The organism is Pseudomonas sp. Marseille-Q5299 (assembly GCF_943737035.1).
GTDB lineage: Bacteria > Pseudomonadota > Gammaproteobacteria > Pseudomonadales > Pseudomonadaceae > Aquipseudomonas > Aquipseudomonas putida_E.
Genome location: NZ_CALSFR010000013.1, coordinates 124,570 through 142,529, shown reverse-complemented (window position 1 = coordinate 142,529; position 17,960 = coordinate 124,570). Strand labels below are relative to the sequence as shown.

At 56.5% G+C, this 17,960-nt stretch carries 17 protein-coding genes and 1 pseudogene; 9 read left to right on the top strand and 9 right to left on the bottom strand.

All coding sequences use genetic code 11. The features are described 5' to 3' along the window. Positions 1 to 163: 163 nt before the first annotated feature. Complete coding sequence (locus NGJ21_RS25370) at positions 164 to 427, top strand: DUF3077 domain-containing protein (RefSeq protein ID WP_012314949.1); 264 nt, start codon at positions 164 to 166, stop codon at positions 425 to 427. Positions 428 to 586: 159 nt separating this feature from the next. Here NGJ21_RS25370 and NGJ21_RS25365 read toward each other — a convergent pair whose 3' ends face one another. Continuing rightward, complete coding sequence (locus NGJ21_RS25365; protein ID WP_115274447.1) at positions 587 to 1,228, bottom strand: 4-carboxy-4-hydroxy-2-oxoadipate aldolase/oxaloacetate decarboxylase; 642 nt, start codon at positions 1,226 to 1,228, stop codon at positions 587 to 589. A gap of 252 nt (positions 1,229 to 1,480) precedes the next feature. Here NGJ21_RS25365 and NGJ21_RS25360 point away from each other — a divergent pair, with 252 nt between their 5' ends. The 4 genes from NGJ21_RS25360 to NGJ21_RS25345 all read left to right on the top strand — a co-directional run bounded on the left by NGJ21_RS25360 (position 1,481) and on the right by NGJ21_RS25345 (position 6,084). Next, entirely contained in the window at positions 1,481 to 2,134 is a 654-nt protein-coding gene (locus NGJ21_RS25360) for a GntR family transcriptional regulator (protein WP_115274446.1), read from the top strand. A gap of 424 nt (positions 2,135 to 2,558) precedes the next feature. Continuing rightward, positions 2,559 to 3,947: an MFS transporter gene (locus tag NGJ21_RS25355; protein ID WP_115274445.1), complete on the top strand. Its 1,389-nt coding sequence runs from the start codon at positions 2,559 to 2,561 to the stop codon at positions 3,945 to 3,947. Positions 3,948 to 4,012: 65 nt separating this feature from the next. Next, positions 4,013 to 5,074, top strand: coding sequence for a hydroxyacid dehydrogenase (locus NGJ21_RS25350; protein ID WP_115274444.1), 1,062 nt, complete (start codon positions 4,013 to 4,015; stop codon positions 5,072 to 5,074). Positions 5,075 to 5,304: 230 nt separating this feature from the next. Next, positions 5,305 to 6,084 carry an amidohydrolase family protein gene (locus NGJ21_RS25345; RefSeq protein WP_251962857.1) on the top strand — a complete coding sequence of 260 codons (780 nt, stop codon included), beginning with the start codon at positions 5,305 to 5,307 and terminating at the stop codon, positions 6,082 to 6,084. A gap of 198 nt (positions 6,085 to 6,282) precedes the next feature. Here NGJ21_RS25345 and NGJ21_RS25340 read toward each other — a convergent pair. Then, positions 6,283 to 6,898: pseudogene (locus NGJ21_RS25340) on the bottom strand (tyrosine-type recombinase/integrase). Positions 6,899 to 7,131: 233 nt separating this feature from the next. Here NGJ21_RS25340 and NGJ21_RS25335 point away from each other — a divergent pair. Further along, the gene (locus NGJ21_RS25335) at positions 7,132 to 7,605 is read left to right on the top strand and encodes an OsmC family protein (protein ID WP_251962856.1); all 474 of its coding nucleotides are present in this window, start codon (positions 7,132 to 7,134) and stop codon (positions 7,603 to 7,605) included. Between the two features lie 77 nt (positions 7,606 to 7,682). Here the strand turns inward: NGJ21_RS25335 and NGJ21_RS25330 are convergent, their stop codons facing one another. From NGJ21_RS25330 to NGJ21_RS25315, 4 genes are all read right to left on the bottom strand, one after another. Continuing rightward, the gene (locus NGJ21_RS25330) at positions 7,683 to 8,879 is read right to left on the bottom strand and encodes an IS256 family transposase (RefSeq protein WP_016391483.1); all 1,197 of its coding nucleotides are present in this window, start codon (positions 8,877 to 8,879) and stop codon (positions 7,683 to 7,685) included. A 357-nt stretch (positions 8,880 to 9,236) separates the two neighbouring features. Beyond that, a complete protein-coding gene (locus NGJ21_RS25325) occupies positions 9,237 to 9,686 on the bottom strand; it encodes a carboxymuconolactone decarboxylase family protein (protein WP_012314951.1) in 450 nt (149 codons plus the stop codon). 111 nt (positions 9,687 to 9,797) lie between these two features. Beyond that, positions 9,798 to 10,463 (bottom strand): FMN-dependent NADH-azoreductase, encoded by a 666-nt coding sequence (locus tag NGJ21_RS25320; RefSeq protein WP_251962855.1) that lies wholly within the window; start codon positions 10,461 to 10,463, stop codon positions 9,798 to 9,800. A gap of 30 nt (positions 10,464 to 10,493) precedes the next feature. Next, positions 10,494 to 10,976: a GNAT family N-acetyltransferase gene (locus tag NGJ21_RS25315; RefSeq protein ID WP_012314953.1), complete on the bottom strand. Its 483-nt coding sequence runs from the start codon at positions 10,974 to 10,976 to the stop codon at positions 10,494 to 10,496. Between the two features lie 90 nt (positions 10,977 to 11,066). Between NGJ21_RS25315 and pdxR the strand changes: the two genes are divergently transcribed. Beyond that, complete coding sequence (gene pdxR, locus NGJ21_RS25310) at positions 11,067 to 12,503, top strand: MocR-like pyridoxine biosynthesis transcription factor PdxR (protein WP_251962854.1); 1,437 nt, start codon at positions 11,067 to 11,069, stop codon at positions 12,501 to 12,503. Here pdxR and NGJ21_RS25305 read toward each other — a convergent pair. Beyond that, complete coding sequence (locus NGJ21_RS25305) at positions 12,496 to 12,975, bottom strand: carboxymuconolactone decarboxylase family protein (RefSeq protein WP_012314955.1); 480 nt, start codon at positions 12,973 to 12,975, stop codon at positions 12,496 to 12,498. The two genes, pdxR and NGJ21_RS25305, sit on opposite strands and share 8 nt — an antisense overlap. 242 nt (positions 12,976 to 13,217) lie before the next feature. Beyond that, entirely contained in the window at positions 13,218 to 14,384 is a 1,167-nt protein-coding gene (locus NGJ21_RS25300; protein ID WP_115274234.1) for an aminotransferase-like domain-containing protein, read from the bottom strand. 80 nt (positions 14,385 to 14,464) lie between these two features. Between NGJ21_RS25300 and NGJ21_RS25295 the strand changes: the two genes are divergently transcribed. Both NGJ21_RS25295 and NGJ21_RS25290 read left to right on the top strand, forming a co-directional pair. Continuing rightward, positions 14,465 to 14,908 (top strand): MarR family transcriptional regulator, encoded by a 444-nt coding sequence (locus tag NGJ21_RS25295; RefSeq protein WP_115274233.1) that lies wholly within the window; start codon positions 14,465 to 14,467, stop codon positions 14,906 to 14,908. Between the two features lie 393 nt (positions 14,909 to 15,301). Further along, positions 15,302 to 16,606: a phospholipase D family protein gene (locus NGJ21_RS25290; RefSeq protein WP_251962853.1), complete on the top strand. Its 1,305-nt coding sequence runs from the start codon at positions 15,302 to 15,304 to the stop codon at positions 16,604 to 16,606. A gap of 426 nt (positions 16,607 to 17,032) precedes the next feature. Here NGJ21_RS25290 and NGJ21_RS25285 read toward each other — a convergent pair whose 3' ends face one another. Beyond that, positions 17,033 to 17,926: a LysR family transcriptional regulator gene (locus NGJ21_RS25285; RefSeq protein ID WP_115274237.1), complete on the bottom strand. Its 894-nt coding sequence runs from the start codon at positions 17,924 to 17,926 to the stop codon at positions 17,033 to 17,035. Positions 17,927 to 17,960: the final 34 nt, after the last annotated feature.

Genomic DNA, 17,960 nt, shown 5'->3' with positions numbered 1-17,960 from the left:
GCCGCGCACCCTGCACTAGGCCGTTAAGCCTGTTTTGCCTGGGTGGGCGCTGTCGCCAGCAAGCCCATACGCACAGCGCGCTGCGTGAGACCGGTGCTGAGCTAAAGGCGGGTTGCCCGTCATGACGTTCGCCCAGGCCCTAAACCTTCAGGGAGAATACGCAATGACCCCAGACGACACCAAAGTCACTGTCGGCAAGACCACGTTCTACCAGGGTGAAAACCAGACCCACCCACTGTTTCGCATCGAAGCGGGCATCCCTTGCCAGAATGCCCGCGAACAGGCTTCAGAGCTGATGGGCTATGTGCGGGACCTGACCATCGAAGGCTTGATGGACGATAAACCACAGCTGATCTGGGCTTCGCACTACCTGAGTGCGTTGGCCAAAGCACTGATGGATGATGCCGAGCTGGGCATGATGCACTAAGGGCTGAACTGCCTGACCATGGCGGACGTTCATTCAACCGATTGAGACATGGCCACACGACCGGTGGTTGGTAGTTTTCGGGCAGAGTAAGTCATGAGTAGGTGCGCCTGGGGACCCTTGATGGGATCAAGTCGTGGTTGACCCCAGGCGCATTGACAGTTACTTCATTCCAAGGCGTTCGAGCGTAGCTTCGAGCCCCAGTAGTTGAACGGTACTGATGCCGGCCTCGATGCCATGGCGAATGCCGTCCTCCTTGTCCTCGCGAGCCCTGCTCAGACTAATGACTTCCTCTACGCGGTCTTTCTTTACGACTACGAGGCCGTCTCGGTCTCCGACGATGATATCGCCAGGCTGGATATGCACGTTGCCGATGACGATGGGCACGTTCACTTTTCCAGGCTGGCATTTGTTCGTCCCCTTGATGCTCAACCCACGAGCAAAGGTAGGGAAACCCATTTCGATGATGGCGTCCGCATCTCGCACCGCGCCGTTCATTACCAGTCCTACGATGCCGAGTTTTTGTGCGGCGAGGGTAAGCAGATCACCCCACGGGCCGGCTTCCATGAAGCCCTTGGCATCCACGACGAGCACATCCCCTGGTTTAGCCTTGGTCAAAGCGAAGTGAATCGCGAGGTTGTCGTCAGGGCGGCAGTCAACCGTCAGGGCCGGGCCGCATAGCCTCACAGTCGGATCAATCGGTTTGAAGCAGCTATCAAGCGCACCGGTCTGACCTTGGGCTTCATGAATAGTGGCTGAGCCGAGCTTCTTGAGGACTTCGATTTGTTCTTGTGGGATGGGCATGGCTGTATCCGTCTGGTTGGATCGGGCTCAAGCCTTAAGGACTGCTCGCTGATCACTGATCACGCTTCGCCGTTGCTTGAGCGGACACAGAAGGTGTCTGCGAATACAATAAAAGTACAATCAGGGTTTATGCAAACAATTTTGGTACAAACGGTAGGGCCCGTGGCGATAATGAGCGCTACGCCGGAGCATCGGGCAGGGATTTCCTGGTGCCTGTGGTAGTCCAGACAGACAGGAGAGAGAGCGGCAGATATGGCTAGTGAGCAAATCTACGAGACTTTGCGTAATCGCATCATTGCCGGTCAGTACGAGCCTGGGACTCAGCTGAAGGAAGAGCCTCTCAGTAGAGAGTTCGAGCTGAGCCGCACGCCTGTCCGTGCGTCCCTCAAGAGGCTGGTCGATGACGGGTTGGCGGTAGTGGAGGCCAACCGGGGTGTATTCGTGGCGGGATGGACGAAGTGGGACGTCGAAGAGATGTTCAGCTTGCGGGAGCTGCTGGAACCACACGCCGCCATGCTAGCTGCCATAAGGGCTACAGAGCAGGACGTACAAGCTCTCCATCGAATAAATGACGCGATGGCATCCGCTATCAAGCGGGGTGACGAGAACGTCCAGCTTGATGTCCAGGCGGCAAACAGGGAGTTTCATCATCAGTTGTTGGAGACTGCTCGCTCCCAACGATTACGTTCCATGCTCCAGACCCTTATCGACATGCCTGTGATTACGCGGTCCTTTTTTCTCTACGCTGAAGCGGACTTCGCCCGAAGCCTGCAGCAGCACCTGGACATCACCTATGCGATCGAAATCGGAGACGGGGAGCTTGCGAAGCAGGCAATGACGACGCATATCCGGATGGCCTACCGGCGCTTCATGGCCCACCGATCGGGAAACCCCACGCCTTCGTAAAAAAAATACAATCACAGTACAATCTGGTTTATAGTCGGCTCTATAAGAACAATTTCGGAGGAGCCATGAGCCCCATCACACCCAAAACGGCTGACGCGCAACTGCCTGAATCTGCGCGCCTGTTTAGCAGTTCGCGGACCTCCCGAATGGTTCGCCCTCTTTCGATCCTGTCATGGCCTGCTATCGCCGTGCCGAGGCTCAGTCATCGTCGACGTCCCGACCGCCATCCTCTGCATCTGCATCTTCTCGATCCGCCGACGTAGCGCTTCAAGGCCTTGCGTCCTAAAGCGCACAGGCATTCCAACAATCAAGGTAAGGTCGCTAAATGCACGGGCTTAGGTCCGACGGCATGCTGTTGTCGTAAACAAACCCAGAGCGACCTGCTGATAACCCGCAACCGTTAATAATAAGAGCAGGTGAAAGCATGAGTAACGGTATCAACAACGCCCAAAAACCATCTCGGTTCCGGTGGGTCGTCGCCGGATTGTTCTTCTTGGTCTATACAGTCGCGTCGGCTGACAGAGCAAACCTCGGCGTGGCACTCCCGTTTATCCGGGAGGAATATCCAATGACCAACGCCGAAGCAGGAGCGCTGCTCAGCGTATTCCTGTTGGCATACGCATTGGCGCAGATTCCCTCCGGCTTCGCTTCAAGCCGCTATGGCGTAAGGAAGATTTTTTCCTTCTCAATGATCGCCACCTCCGTCTTCACGGCCTTGATGGGCACCGTCAGTTCGGTTGTGGGGCTTAAAATTTGTCGGTTCTTGCTCGGCATTGCCGAGGGTCCTCTGCCGATTGGCATCGCCTCGACGATCAACAACTGGTTCCCGGCCAAGGAAAAGGGCACGGCGACTGGCATTTTCCTTGCCGCAGTCAAATTCGGCCCAGTCTTGGTCCCACCGCTCTGCGTGGCTATCGTCGCGATGTGGGGTTGGCGCGAAATTTTTTACTTCTTCGCCATTCCAGGGATCATCTTGGCGATCATGTGGTATTTCCTGGTTACCAATCAGCCGTCGGAGAGCAAATTCGTAAACTCCAAGGAGCTCGAATACATCACCGATGAAGCTAACAACGTTATTACCCAGCAAGACAAAGCTGCACGCCGGGACTTCAAAAAGCTCGACAAATTTATCCGTGTCACGCCGGTAGAACCCATTTCTACCAGCAAGGGTCTTTTCCGCTCTTGGAACGTCATCGGGTGCTCACTTGGATACAGCTTCCAGGTCGGCATCTCCATGATCCTTCTGTCGTGGATCCCGACCTATCTTGTGAGCGTCAAAAACTTCTCGATCATGAACATGGGGTTTGTGGCCGCAGCGCCTTGGGTAGGCGCAATTTTCGGGAATCTGCTGGGCGGCATCCTTTCCGACCGCCTTCTGGGCAAGCGTCGGAAGCCAGGCATGATGCTCTCTGCTCTGGCTACGGCCGGGATGATGTACGCCCTGATTAATTCGCCCAACGATCCGCTTCTGTACGCAGGGCTGATGTTCCTCACGGGCACGCTCATCAGCATCGGCTACTCGTCCTACATGGTTTACCCCATGGGTTTGGCCTCGAAGAAGGTATTTCCTGTGGCGAGCTCGATCGTTAACACAGGTGGGCAGCTTGGCGGGGCAGCAGCGCCATTCCTTGTGGGATTGCTTCTCGACAGCTACGGCTGGTCCCAAGTGTTTCTTTGCATGGCGATCGCATCGTTCGTCAGCTTCCTAATCCTGCTCACTATCAAAGAGCCCGTTCCCGCTGCTGCTGTTAGCACTTTGGACGCAGATGCCACTACTCACCATCAAGCCGAGCTGAAACCGTCCAATACCTGATTGGTTTGGGCCTACTGCCGAGCGAGCGACTGTTACTGGTTTGCTTCACCACAGAGGATTTTTAAATGACTGCCGCCTTCAAGGCACAGGTGTGCCGCCTGGATCTCTGGATCAACCCTATCTTTGACGAAACGCTGGCACGCAATGCCAACGTCGATCTTCAGATTGCATCCCGAGATCCTGAGGACTCGGACACGGCTGATGCGTTAGCGCAAAGCCATGGGTACCACGTTTGCGCAGCTAAAGATGATCTACCCAAGCGCTGGTGGGTGACAGAAGCGTTGATCAAGTCTTGCCCCAACCTGCTCTGTGTGTCGGCGGGCGGGGCCGGCTACGACACAGTAGATGTAGCTGCTTGCACTGCTGCAGGCATCCCCGTCGTGAATCAGGCTGGTGCGAATGCCCATTCGGTGGCAGAGCACACATTCGCCCTGCTACTAGCTGTGGTCAAACGAGTGGTTGAGTCCGATAGAAAGCTCAGGACCGAAACCGGCTTCACACGCGAAGATCTGATGGGGGATGAAATTCACGGATCCACGTTCGGCATCATCGGTATCGGTGAAATTGGCACCCGTACGGCTAACGTCGCCAAGGGTTTCGGATTGGAGGTTTTGGCCTACGATCCCCATCTGACTCCGGATGAGATCCGGTCACGTGGGGCAGAGCCGGTTAGCCTGGAGGCTCTTTTGCAGCGCAGTGACTTCGTCTCGCTGCACTGCCCACTCAACTCTCAAACCAGGCATATGATCGGCGCTGATGCATTTGCAATGATGAAGCCGGGTTCGGTGTTCATCTCCACCGCTCGGGGTGGGATTCATGATGAAGCCGCCTTGTATGAAGCGCTTAAAACCGGGCACCTGCGAGGTGCTGGTCTGGACGTTTGGGAAGTCGAACCACCACGCCATGAGGCCCCGCTTCTGAGCCTCAGCAATGTCGTTGCGACCTTCCATACCGCAGGAGTGAGTCATGGCGGACGTCGCAATGTAGCGCGTTCTTCCGCAGAGCAGCTGATTTCCATGCTCGAAGGCACTCGACCTCCCCATCTGCTAAATCCTGAAGTCTGGGACCGGTTCCTATCGCGGCGCTCAGAAGTTCTAGGGCGGCTGGAGCAGCCCGAGGCTGTGTAAGTAACTTTGGGCCCCCGCATGGACGGTCATTGTCAGTGCGGGGACTGACGTAAGGCACGGCCTCAACTTTCACTGGATGACTCATGAGCCTCACGCGACGGCATTTCGTAGCGGCTTCGGCCTCCCTTTTAGGATTCGCAGCCGCAGGACAAAGTTTGGCCGCTGTTCCCTGGTCTACAGGCGAGCAACCGCCCAGACTAAAATTCCCCTCCGGTAGCGTCGACTGTCACATGCACCTGTTCGACGACCGCGTCCCTCCCGTACCAAATGCCAAGCTTCGACCACCGAATGCTACCCTTGCTGACTACCAGCAGCTTCAGGAGCGTCTGGGGGTTCATCGGATGGTAATAGTTACGCCCTCCACCTACGGCTTTAACAATCAGGTGCTGATGGACGGCTTGGAAGCCAGTAACGGCAACGCTCGCGGGGTCGCTGTAATCGAGCCGACTATCAGCGACTACGATCTACAAAAGATGCATGCCGCCGGGGTACGCGGCGTTCGCATCAATTTGAGCTTTGGTGGAGCTGGCATCGAATATCTTGAGCCCTTAGCTGCTCGAGTGAATGAACTGGGGTGGCATGTTCAGTTTGTATCCCCAGGGAAGGCGTTGCCCGGCTTAGAAGCGCGATTGCGCAAGCTCCCCGGTACTGTGGTTATCGATCACTTAGGCGAAGTAGAGCAACCTGGCGGCTTTGACTCTGAACCGTTCAAGGTATTGCAGCGTTTGCTGGATACGGACAAGGTGTGGATCAAGCTATCGGGCGCCTACATCAGCTCTGCTGTCGGAGCCCCTTCGTACGAGGATTATGGACAGCTGGCAGGGCTTCTTGTTGCAAAACGCCCTGATCGTTTCGTATGGGGATCTGATTGGCCGCACGTCACTGAAAAAGGGTCTAAGCCAGACGATGCACTCCTAGCGGACTTACTTCTTGAATGGATACCGTCTGAATCAATTCGGAATCAGATACTGTCGTTGAACCCGAGCAAGCTGTATGGCTTTCCCACATAGTTCAACAGGATTCGCAAGGCTATGGACTTTAGATCAAGCCCGTCCATGCGAGGTTTGATAGGCCAGGGTATTGCTATCTCAGGAGCGTTCGCCGTTCTAACAAGCCTCTCGATCATCTGATGCATTCCGTTAACTTGTTGACCAATGTTCGCTTTGGGTCGGATAGCGACGGTCTGCCTCGAACGTCGCTTTGGATGGTCAGACCTGCGTCTGCTCTGCCATCTCCAAGGCATCGTCGACCTCAATCCCCAGATATCTGACGGTGCTTTCAAGCTTGGTGCGACCAAGTAGGAGTTGCCCTTAGATTCTTCGTTCTGCGATAGATCAAGGAGGCCTTCGTTCGCCGCAGAGTGTGGGTGCCGTACATGGCTGGGTCAAGGCCAATGGCTGTTACCCAGGCTTTCACTATTCGAGCGTATTGCCTAGTGGAGAGATGATCTGAACCGTGTAGCCGACTCGGAAACAGACAGTCGTCGCTACGGAGGTGAGCCTGATGCATCCAGGCTTCCAAAGCCATAAGGGTTTGCTCAGTGATCTCAAATTGCACCGGATGTTGAGTTTTCTGCTGCATCACGATCGCTCGTGACGACACATGCTCTCCATGGGCTACGTCCCGTACACGAAGCTTGGTTAAGTCGCAGGCTCGCAGCTTGCTGTCGATGGCCAAGTTGAACAACGCCAGATCCCTAGATTTCTTTGCGATCTGGAGCCTTACCCGGATGGCCCAGATATCTCTGAGTCGGAGCGGGGCTTTCTGCCCGACTAGCTTTCCCTTGTTCCATGGACGATGGGCGTAGGTAGCAGCGGTTTTCATGGGTTGTCCCCCGTATTAGAGGAGAACAAGGGTGAACTCGATACGGTGGACGGTCGCTATCGACCCATAACAGACATTGACAGCTGTCCTCTTCCCGGTTCGTTGCTTGGTGTACGACTTTCTCATGCACCGCTGAAAATGCAGGGCTAGTGGAAAACCATCCAGGGAGTGCACAATAACTGTGCCCAAGCGGCGCGGAGTTTTTCTGGCCATCTTTCGTCACAGGAGTGAGCATGAAAGAACACAGTTACGCTGTCACCGTAAATTGGATAGGCAACACGGGTGATGGTACTGCCAGCTACACGGCTTACCAGAGAGACTTCAATGTGGAAGCTCCAGGCAAAACACCTATCCTGGGCTCCGCCGACCCTGCCTTTCGCGGACATCCCGAACGCTGGAACCCGGAAGACATGTTGCTGGCCTCTATCTCGGCCTGTCACAAGCTTTGGTATCTTCATCTGTGCGCAGTCAACAAGGTGAACGTACTGGAATACGTCGACCACCCGATGGGCCGGATGGTTGAAGCTGATGGCCAGCGCAAAGGCCATTTCAAGAGCGCAGAGTTAAGGCCTCAGGTCATCATCAGCAACGAATCGGATCTGGATCTGGCAAAACGTCTCCATGACGATGCTCACCATGAGTGTTTTATTGCCAATTCGGTCAACTTCCCCATCACATGCAGTGCTGCTGTCAAGCATCGAAACTAGATCCTTTGCGCGCTGGCTGCGATCGTGTCCCAGGAAGTGGTGTAACTCATCATGGCTCTGGCCATTGAGTTCGCCGTTTAGTTGATCACAGCTGACAGCTTGGCTTGTGGATTATCGCTGACCGCTTCGAAGGCCTCCAACTGCATGTAACGTCTTTGCAGGCACCACTCGTCGTTCTGCTCCAGCAGCATCGCGCCTACCAGCCGTGTGATGGCCGGATCGTTGGGGAAAATCCCCACGACATCGGTGCGGCGTTTGATTTCAGCGTTGAGCCGTTCAAGCGGGTTGGTGCTGTGTAACTGCTGCCGGTGTGCCTTGGGAAACGCCATGTGAGCCAGCACTTCATCCTCACAGCCGTCCATGAGCGTCGCGATCTTCGGGTACTTTTCGCGCAGTTGATCGGCGACCAACCGCCATTGCTGATGGCATTCGGCACGGCTGTCCTGGGCGAAGACCGTGCGCAGCAGCGCCGCTACCATGGTGCGCTGACCTTTGCCGACGTGGGCCATGGCATTGCGCATGAAATGCACACGGCAGCGCTGCCAGGTCGCGTTGAATACCTTGGAAACAGCCGCCTTGAGCCCTTCGTGGGCGTCGGAGATGACAAGCTTCACGCCCCGCAAGCCACGTCGCATGAGGCTGCGCAGGAAGTCTGTCCAGAACGGCTCAGCCTCTGACGGCCCAACCCGCATGCCCAGGACTTCGCGGCCACCGTCGGTGTTCACGGCCACGGCGATTATTACGGCGACCGAGACGATGCGCCCGGCCTCCCGCACCTTGACGTAGGTGGCATCGATCCAGAGATAGGGCCAGTCGCCTTCAAGCGGGCGATCAAGGAAAGCGTGAACGCGCTCATCGATCTCACCAGCTAGCCGTGAAACCTGGCTTTTGGAGATACCGGTCATGCCCATGGCCTTGACCAGCTCGTCCACCGAACGCGTTGAAACGCCTTGGATGTAGGCTTCCTGGATCACCGCCGCCATGGCCTTCTCGGCGGTACGTCGGGGTTCGAGGAAGCCAGGAAAGTAGCTGCCTTGGCGCAGCTTCGGGATCTTCAGGTCAACGTCGCCGGCGCGGGTTTGCCAAAGGCGATCACGGTAGCCATTACGGCTATTTGTCCGGTCTGGGCTTTTGACATCGAAGCCCGCGCCGCACAGGCCTTCGACATCGAACTCCATCATGCGCTGGGCAACGAACTGGATCATTTGCTTGAGCAGATCAGCGTCTGCCCCTTTCTCAACCAACTCGGTCAATGCGATAGTGGGCTTGGTCATCGTGGTTTCTCTGGTGAGTGTTTGGTCTTCGCAAACTCAACGTTAGCCAAGAACCACGATGACCATCCTCTTTCGCCCGCAGGGCGCCTTCGGCTGGTTCAGTTACACCACTTCCCGGGACACGATCCTGGCTGCGGCTCTGACCTGATCGTCTGGTACTCAATTCCCGGCCCCTGGGCGCGAATAGTATTAAGGCGAGTGCCCACTATGGGTCGACAGCGGACAGTGGTGACCGGCCGCTTTCGACCCATAGCGGTCGTTCGGAAAGGTCAGCAAATGGCCTGAAGCAGACGGTACGCGATAGGAGCGAGGTGCCGTCTTCGAAGTATTACCTCTCCAGGCCGAGTCACTAGGTCATCAAGCCCTAGCCGCAGGTTTGAGTCGGAAGCTGACGCCCATACGGTTGAACGCATTCATTGCGGCAATCGCCGCTGTCAGGTCAACAAGATCCTTTTCTGCAAACATCGCCGATGCGGCTGCATAAGCTTCGTCGGATACCTGTGTCTCGCTTACCCTGGTGACTTCTTCCGCCCAAGCCAGTGCTGAGCGCTCCTGATCCGAGAACAAATATTGCGCTTCATGCCATACCGGCACTAACAGCACCTTGTCCACTGACATACCTGCTTTGATCAGATCGCGTGAGTGAAGATCAATGCAATGAGCGCAGCCGTTGATTTGAGACACTCTGAGAAACACGAGGTGGATCAACGAGGCTGGCAAATTTGTCGCGGTGGTCACGAAATGATGCAGGCCGCCGAGGGCCTTAGCTGCACCAGGCGAAGCTTCAAACCAATTGAGACGATTCATGATTTCTTTTCCTTTGTATGAGCGATGAAGAGCGTGGCCGCTTGTTGGCATACGGCCCAGTTGAGATGCAAACCTTAACGCTTGGAGTAGATGTCGGCCCTGAAGCGGACTTTAGACTTGATCCACTCGACGGCTATGCCTAACAAAGTACGCCTGCACATCACCGTACCCTGTTGCCCTTCCAGTATTCAGTGACTCCCCCCCCTTGGCGGTACCCTCAACGGTGAAGTAACGCACCTGAGTGAGACCGATGGTGGCAAGGACGGCGGACAGGTAGGGGCGCAGAAAGTCCGGTTGACGGGCCTGTGGGCCGCTGATATAGCCCCCGCTAGCGATTGCGACGTAAACCGGACGATCCGTCAGATTTCCGACTTTGCCTTTGGCGGTGCCCAAAAACGTTTTGCCCACGCGTACCACGTGGTCGATCCACATCTTGAGTGGGGCGGGCACGCTATAGTTGTGCATCGGCGTGGCAATCAGCAGTACGTCGCATGCCTGTAGTTGGTCGATCAACTCGTCGGAACGGCTCAACGTACCCTTCTGACCGCTTGCTATGACTACGCGCTGATTGGCCAACGCCTGGGCGTAAGGCGAATCAACTGGGGCCAAGGTGTTGAGGTCTAAATCGGTCAACTGGATACCCTTTCTGCCGGCCTGACTGGCCAAGGCAAATAGGATCTGCTGGGACAGTTTCAGACTTTCCGAAGCCTCTGCATTGGGGCTGGCGACCAGGCGAAGAATGCGCAAAGGAGCAAGTGGCTGTTGGGACGATGTCATGAGGTTTGCCTCCTTGGGTGTGCATGCGGGTTATGGCGTATCGAACTGTTTTTGAAAGCGCAGTGCACCCGTCAACAGGCCTTCACGGAAGTAGAAACGTTGCGCGCGGGCGTTGGCCAAACCCGTGTCGAGCACCAGGCGTGCACAACCGCTGGCGCGCGCCAGTCGTTCCAAGGCTTGCAATAAGCGCGACCCCCACTGGCCACCCCGCTGAGCCTCGGCGGTTACAAGGTCATCGACATACAGGAATGCGCCGTAGACCAGGTTTTCCTGTAAGCGATAACCAGCCAGTGCTACAAGAACGCCTGCGTCATAAGCGCCAATCAGGCGATAGCCTTCAAGGCGCATACGCTCGATGCGGCGGACGAAGTCGGCTTCGCTCGTTAGATGAGGGCGCAATTGCTGCATTACCGGGAATGCGCTGCACAGGTCATGGGTGCTGTCCAAGGGACGCAGGGCGGTGTCGGCCAGGTCGAGCACGCTGGGTATGAAGTTGTGCAAAGGGAATTTCATGGGAGTTGCCCTCGTCAGTAGGTGATGGCGCTATATTGGACTACCATTGACCCACTTGATTGAGCCAAGAAATGGGATATGAACTAGGCCATGATGACCTCCCCCAAGCCGCCTTTTGCTCCCTTGGAAGAGCAGTCCGCCTTGCCCCTGTATCGTCAACTGTACGACCGCGTGCTGGCCGCCGTTGCCGCTGGCACGTTGTCCCCCGGTGACCGCTTGCCGTCGGCGCGCGCCATGGCTAAGGAGCTGGGGGTGGCACGTGGCACCGTCGAACTGGCCTATTCGCTGATGGCCAGCGAAGGGTACCTCCTGGCGCTCGGGCAGAAAGGCACCGTAATCAATCCTGAACTGCAGAAGCCTGTGTCAGCGGCCACCGTATTACCAGTCAGCAGCCAAGTGATCGGAGACGCGCCTGATTCGCTCTGGCGCCCACCGCAGCTGTTGCCGTTCCAGATGGGGGTACCGGCGCTGGATGCATTTCCGCGCAAGATATGGGCGCGTCTCGGTGCTCGGTATCTCCGTGGGATGCGTCTGGGAGATCTGGACTATCCAGCACCCCACGGCCTGGCAGCGTTGCGCAGCGCCATTGCTTCGTATCTGCAGGTGTCCCGAGGTATCGATTGCGGTGCCCATCAGGTGTTTATCACCAGCGGTTGGCGCAATAGCCTGTCTTTAGTCGCACATACCCTGTTGCAGCCAGGCGAGTGCGCCTGGGTGGAAGACCCGGGCTATCCCACTACGCGCCAGGTGCTTCGCCAGTTCGGCCTGGACCTGGAAGCGGTGCCGGTTGATGCCGAAGGCATGAACGTAGAACACGCCATCGCGGGTTCTCGGGCTGCTCAGGTCGTCATGGTGACACCAGGGCATCAGAGCCCGCTGTCGATGGCACTGTCGCTGCCACGCCGACAACTGCTACTCGATTGGGCTGCCCGCACCGGTGGCTGGATTGTCGAGGACGATTACGACGGCGAGTACCGCTACGTCAGCCGTCCACTTCCAGCGCTGGCCAGCTTGGATCGCCATGGGCGCGTGCTGTATGCCGGCACCTTCAGCAAGGTGCTGTTTCCCGGTATTCGCCTGGCTTATCTGGTGGTGCCGCAGGCGCAGGTGGCAGCGTTCGAGCGCGTCGGACGGGCCTTGTTTGCTGCCGGGTCACCGTCAATTACCCAGGCTTTGGTGGCGGAGTTCGTTGCCGAGGGACACTTCGCTCGGCACATCCAACGCATGCGCCGCCTCTACAACGAACGACGGGCATTGACCATCGAAGCACTGGAGCGGAGTTTGCCGAAGGGTATGCAGGTGGAACGCTCGCCAGGCGGTATGCACCTGGTACTGCGTTTGCCGGAGGACGTAAGCGACACCGCCCTGGCCGAGCAGGTGCTGGCGAGGGGCATGTCGGTACAAGCGTTGTCGCGCTGGGCTGCCTCATCGCAGCGTCAGTCAGGTCTGCTCCTGAGTTTTACCAACTGCGCCACGACTGCTCCAGGCGAGCAGCTTGGCGCGTTGATCAGCAAGTTACTCAGTTGAGGTTGGCCTTGTTCAGGCCGAACAGTTCATCGGACGAGCCCGGGATCGCCTGGAAAGCCACATTGAGGCGATTCCAGCCATTGATGGCGACGATCAGGAACGACAAATCCGACAGCTCCTGCTCGGAAAACTGCTCACGCGCACTCGCATACAGGCTGTTGGAGATACCATGAGGCGGCAGTTGGGTCAGGGCTTCAGTCCACTCCAGCGCCGCCCGCTCTGCTGGCGAAAACAGCTGTGACTCACGCCAGACGGCCACGTGGTGAAGACGCAGCTCGCGCTCGCCATGGATCTTGGCCTCTTTCACATGCATATCCACGCAGAACGAACAGCCGTTTAGCTGCGAAGCGCGCAACATGATCAGGTGGGCGAGATCGGCCAGTAGCGGCTTCTTGCTCAGTTGCAGGGTGAGCTCCACCAGTTTGTTGGACGCTTGGGGAGACAGTTTGAAGTAATCAAGGCGGTTGTTCATGGGTAGTTGCTCGTAGTGGGTGGATGGTTGATGGAGCCCACTGTAGCAACGCTTGGAATAGCCCCACAGGGCCAAGATAGTAGCTTCGAACTAGGCCATATCTGTATCGAAGTGCGCCATGATCACCTATCGAGCGATAGGGTCGAAGGGGCGCAATAGGCCGTGTATTGGCCTCCGCGAATGGCCGCAATGGGTCGAAATCGGCTTGTCGTGAATTGCAGATTTCGACCCATTAGACATAGTCAGGCCGCCTGTTGGATCAGAGCCCGACGCAGGACATCCGCCAAACGCTTCAGACCTTCATCCAGCTTGTCGGGAGCAACATGGCTGAAGTTCAGCCTCAGGTGCCCTGGATGTTTGTCAGGCTCCGGGAAGAAGGGCTCACCTGGCATGAAAGCCACATTGGCCGCCAGTGCCGGTTCGAGCAATTCCCGGGTATCGATGGGGTGCTTGAGCGTCAACCAGAAGAACAACCCTCCCTCTGGCATCTGCCACTCGGCGAGGTCGGCGAAGTGCGTCTCCAATGCAGCCTGGAACGCGTCTCGACGACCACGGTAATAGCTGCGTAATTCTTCCAGATGACGCTCAAGCCTTTCTGTCCCCAACCATTGCAGCACCTGCCATTGCCCAACCCGACTGGTATGCAGGTCCGCCGATTGCTTGAGCCGCAGCAAGTGGGGGAACAGGTCGGGGCTGGCAATCAGATACCCAACCCGCAAGCCGGGCAGTAAGGTCTTGGACACCGTACCGGTATATATCCAGCTGGCGGTGTTCAAACGGCTGACAACCGGCATGACCGCGTTGCCGTCGAAGCTTAGCTCTCGATAAGGCTCATCTTCGATCAATGTGACGTTGAACTCATCGAGAAGCGCCGCGACTTCGTCCCTTTTACTGTCGCTGTAGCGCAGACCCGACGGGTTCTGGAACGTTGGAATCAGATAGATGAAGGCCGGGCGGTTCAGGCTCAGCAGTTCGCGCAACGACTCCAAGTCGGGGCCATCCCGCTCCATCGGCAGCGAAAGGCAGTGCGCACCGAAGAACTGGAAGCTTTGCAATGCAGCCAGATAGGTAGGGGCTTCCAGCAGTACCGGCGTTCCTTTGTCGATATACAGTTTTGATGTCAGGTCCAGAGCCTGCTGCGAGCCGCTGAGAATGAGCACTTGGCTAGCCTCGCACGTGATTCCCAACGCCCGTGCTTCCCTGGCCAGAGCCTCACGCAACATCGGCTCACCCTCGCTCATGCCGTACTGGCCCATGCTGGTGGGCATTTCAGCCCAGTCCACAGAGGGCAGCATCTCCTCTGCCGGCAGCCCTCCTGCAAAAGACATCATCCCTGGGCGCTGCGCGGCGGCCAGAATTTCACGAATCAAAGAGCTTTTAAGGCGCGAAACACGTTCAGAAAATGCCATGGATCACCTCTGGCCAAGCGCGAACAATATAGGTCAAACTCCTTTACCTAAAGTAGAACGCTCGTCGAGAATAAGTCAACATGATTGACCTAAAAAACCAGGAAGCACAGCAGAAGGCCATGGAAGCGTTTTTCTTTGGCTATCAGGCGTTCATCACCAAGGCCGACGAGATGCTTGAGCGCAGGGGCTTGGGCCGTGTGCATCAGAGGATCGTTTTTTTCATAGCCCGGCACCCTCACCTAAGCGTCAAGCAGCTGCTGGCTCTGCTCGGCGTGACCAAGCAGGCGCTAAACATACCGCTCCGGCAATTGGCAGAGATGGGCTTAGTGGACAGCGTGGCATCGCATACCGACAAGCGGATGCGTTTGCTTCAGCTGACCAAAGAAGGCTCGCGACTTGAGGAAATGCTGCGACGTGAACAAGTTAAGCTGCTTGAACGGGCATTCGGTGAGGCCGGAGCGCCAGCGGTAGAGGGATGGCTGGCTGTCAATGCGGCATTGGGGAAGATGCAAAATTCAACGTGAACCAGGATGCCCGGAAGAAGGCCTTTGTAGACGCATGCGCATGCTGAGCCTATCTGATTGTCCGCTATGGGTCGGGTGTCGCCGGTCGCGACAGGCTATCGGTGAATTTGTTGATCACCAAACAGCAAGAACAGTACAGCGGCGCACAGGTAATGTGCCGAGAGTCCTTTGATGTCCAAGGGAGTCGGCGAGGAGGTGCTCGAATAGCTCTCACGGGGTGATTACCGTGCGCGCGAGCGCCTGTAGACACCTGGTAGCTCCATCACGTTTTACCGAGCTTGGGCTTTGCCAAATTGAGTATGTGGGGCCGCACATAGCTAACCATTAAGGCCAAGTGGATATACTGTGGCATCCAATTCACGCCCCCGCGCCCCAATCGTCCAGGGAAGGAACATGATCCGTATCAGAACAAACGTCGCCAAACGCTGGCAGCGACAGATCAGGGAAGCATCCACTCCTCTGACTGTGCTATCGCCGTATATCACACGAAACAAAACCCTCGACAGACTGGCTAAAAAGAGGGCGACCTTCTACACCCGGTTCGAGGTCAGGGACTTTGTATCTAAGGCTTCTACTCTGGCGGCCTTCAGATTGCTGCTGGATCGTAAGTGCAAGATCTACGAGGTTAAGAATCTGCACGCCAAGGTGATCATGGATCAGTCGAGCTTCGTCACCCTCGGCAGCCAAAATCTCACTTTCAACGGTGCAGCGCGCAATCTGGAATTGAGCGTTTGCTTTGATGGAGAGTCGCGAACCTCGACCTGTGAGCGAGTCCGCGAAGTGGTGAATGCCTGGGCAGATGATCCCAAAGTCTTGGAGATCGACTGGGAGCGACTTGAACGAATGGAGGCAGACGTAGAGCGGGCCAAGGAAGCCTTCGAGAAGTACGAGAGCGTGATGAACGAAATCCAGAGCCAGGCTGATGAATTCCAGTCTGGAAGACTTGAAGCTGTAGTGGCCGAAAAAGAACGTGCACGGGTTTTGCTAAAAGCAGCCAACCATGCAGCCATGAAGAAGGCAGTTCAAACTGCGGAACCCTCTAACATCTTCCACACCGGCACGATCGAGGAGCCAGCCAACGCCGCCCCGCGCCTCAAATTCAAAAGTGGGGTGGATCTCTACGAATGGGGTAGGCCTGACGGTCCGCTCCCGAAAAACAGTCGATGCCTTTGCCTTCTTGATGAGGAACATCTGGGATGGGTTAGGCTCGCGGGCAAGCAATTCACTCGCATAGCAAGGCAGATGGTAATCGGGAAAATTCTCCCGTCCCCCTTCCAAGATGCCAGCGTAACGCTGTCAGTGGACGACAAGGACCTGCGGAAAACCCCAACACCTACGAACGTAGTCGCCAAGATTGATTATCGTGGAGAAAGCGTTTGCAAGATAGCCATGGCCTACTCTATCAAGGACCTAAAGATCCAGGATGTCGCTCACCCACCTCTCAAAGTCAACGGCAAGAAGCCAAAGCCTATTCAGCTGCTCAGGGTCAAGCTGATCGAATGGATAAAGGATTCGGAAGAGGATCTGGTAAAGCTGCTTAAGTTGAACATAGCCAGCACCAGTCCTCTACCCAAGCTTCTGGATGGTGAAGACGCTAGCGATTTTATGGGCCCGGCCGGCACGAAAGTTGAAGTTACAATGAAGTTCACCGGGCGCAAGAAGCGAGACCCGATCTTGCTGGCTAAATGGGTAAATTAGTGGTTGGTTCAAACGTCGTTCGCCGAGGCTCGTTAACACCTGGTGGAACATTTTTCCGATCACCCGCTCCGAGACATTTCAGCGGTATTCCGCAGGCGTGTCAGCACGGCAATCTACAGGCGCATCGACCTGTGTTTGATCAGTCGGAGCGGTTCGTTAATGTTGTTTGGGCATTCCTCAATACGTGGCCACCGATTCACTGTCGCGCTTACGGGCTGTTGACAGTCCGCTACGGGTCGGTTGCAGCCATTCGCGAGTGACCGCTAACGACCCTAAGCGGTCTCTCGCGAAGGGCAGGAATCGGCCAGAAGCCGCCGGTGGGAACCAGCAAAAGCAAGCATTGACGATGGCGTGGATCGACCGCCGGAGGTGGTCAGTCACCAAGGAGACATTTGCCAGCCGACATAGGATCTGTTCAAGGAGGCCCTAATCCCTGTAGCGGAGAGCGTTGGCTACAAGTGCGAAGGCTGGCAAGGATTGCCTCCGACTCGGGTAGTAAAAGTGATACCCCGGAAACGTCGGCGCCCAATCCTCAAGAACACGGACCAATCGGCCACTCTTGACGTACGGCTGGACAACATCCTCCGGCGCATAAGCCAAACCGTACCCTTCCAATGCGGCGGCCATTGTCTGGGAGGAGGTATTGAAGATCATCTGCCCTGGCACCTGAACATTCAGCGCTTTACCAGCCTTTGAAAACTCCCAGGCATACAGGCCACCGTGGGTGGGTAAACGCAGGTTCGCGCAGTTATGGGTGGTCAGATCCTGGGGGACTTGTGGCTTTTTGCGTTGGTCGAAGTACCCGGGCGCGCCCACCACAGCCATGCGAAAGTCAGGGGAAATCCTCACAGCGATCATATCCTTTGCCACCTGATCGCCTATCCGTACCCCCGCGTCATAACGTTCAGCGACGATATCGATCAACCCGTAGCCGATGTTGATCTCCAAGGTGAGGTCGGGATAATCCGGCAGCAACCTAGATAGTTTCGGCCAGAGGATGGTGGATGCGGCATGGTCGTGGGACGTTATCCGAATAGTCCCTGATGGCTTGTCGCGCAGCTCTCCCAACGCGGCGACTTCGGCTTCTATTCCCTCGTAGTAAGGCACGAGGCTGCCGAGCAAACGCTCGCCAGCTTCGGTCGGCGACGCACCGCGTGTTGTGCGGGTAAGCAAGCGAATCCCGAGACGCTCTTCAAGACTGCGGATGCTATGACTGATAGCGGATTGGGACACACCCAGATGGGCAGCGGCCCTAGTGAAACTGCGCTCACGCGCTACGGTGATAAACACCGAAAGGCTGTTGAAATCGTACTGGGCCACTATGAATTTATCTCATGCCGGTTATCTCAGTATG

Bases quoted from the DNA above. Each gene is read 5' to 3' on its own strand.
- NGJ21_RS25290 (WP_251962853.1), top strand. From the start codon at position 15,302: ATGATCCGTATCAGAACAAACGTCGCCAAACGCTGGCAGCGACAGATC.
- NGJ21_RS25365 (WP_115274447.1), bottom strand. From the start codon at position 1,228: ATGCCCATCCCACAAGAACAAATCGAAGTCCTCAAGAAGCTCGGCTCA.
- NGJ21_RS25350 (WP_115274444.1), top strand. From the start codon at position 4,013: ATGACTGCCGCCTTCAAGGCACAGGTGTGCCGCCTGGATCTCTGGATC.
- NGJ21_RS25360 (WP_115274446.1), top strand. From the start codon at position 1,481: ATGGCTAGTGAGCAAATCTACGAGACTTTGCGTAATCGCATCATTGCC.
- NGJ21_RS25325 (WP_012314951.1), bottom strand. From the start codon at position 9,686: ATGAATCGTCTCAATTGGTTTGAAGCTTCGCCTGGTGCAGCTAAGGCC.
- NGJ21_RS25335 (WP_251962856.1), top strand. From the start codon at position 7,132: ATGAAAGAACACAGTTACGCTGTCACCGTAAATTGGATAGGCAACACG.
- NGJ21_RS25315 (WP_012314953.1), bottom strand. From the start codon at position 10,976: ATGAAATTCCCTTTGCACAACTTCATACCCAGCGTGCTCGACCTGGCC.
- NGJ21_RS25355 (WP_115274445.1), top strand. From the start codon at position 2,559: ATGAGTAACGGTATCAACAACGCCCAAAAACCATCTCGGTTCCGGTGG.
- NGJ21_RS25300 (WP_115274234.1), bottom strand. From the start codon at position 14,384: ATGGCATTTTCTGAACGTGTTTCGCGCCTTAAAAGCTCTTTGATTCGT.
- NGJ21_RS25320 (WP_251962855.1), bottom strand. From the start codon at position 10,463: ATGACATCGTCCCAACAGCCACTTGCTCCTTTGCGCATTCTTCGCCTG.
- NGJ21_RS25330 (WP_016391483.1), bottom strand. From the start codon at position 8,879: ATGACCAAGCCCACTATCGCATTGACCGAGTTGGTTGAGAAAGGGGCA.
- NGJ21_RS25305 (WP_012314955.1), bottom strand. From the start codon at position 12,975: ATGAACAACCGCCTTGATTACTTCAAACTGTCTCCCCAAGCGTCCAAC.
- NGJ21_RS25295 (WP_115274233.1), top strand. From the start codon at position 14,465: ATGATTGACCTAAAAAACCAGGAAGCACAGCAGAAGGCCATGGAAGCG.
- NGJ21_RS25345 (WP_251962857.1), top strand. From the start codon at position 5,305: ATGCACCTGTTCGACGACCGCGTCCCTCCCGTACCAAATGCCAAGCTT.
- NGJ21_RS25370 (WP_012314949.1), top strand. From the start codon at position 164: ATGACCCCAGACGACACCAAAGTCACTGTCGGCAAGACCACGTTCTAC.
- pdxR (WP_251962854.1), top strand. From the start codon at position 11,067: ATGATGACCTCCCCCAAGCCGCCTTTTGCTCCCTTGGAAGAGCAGTCC.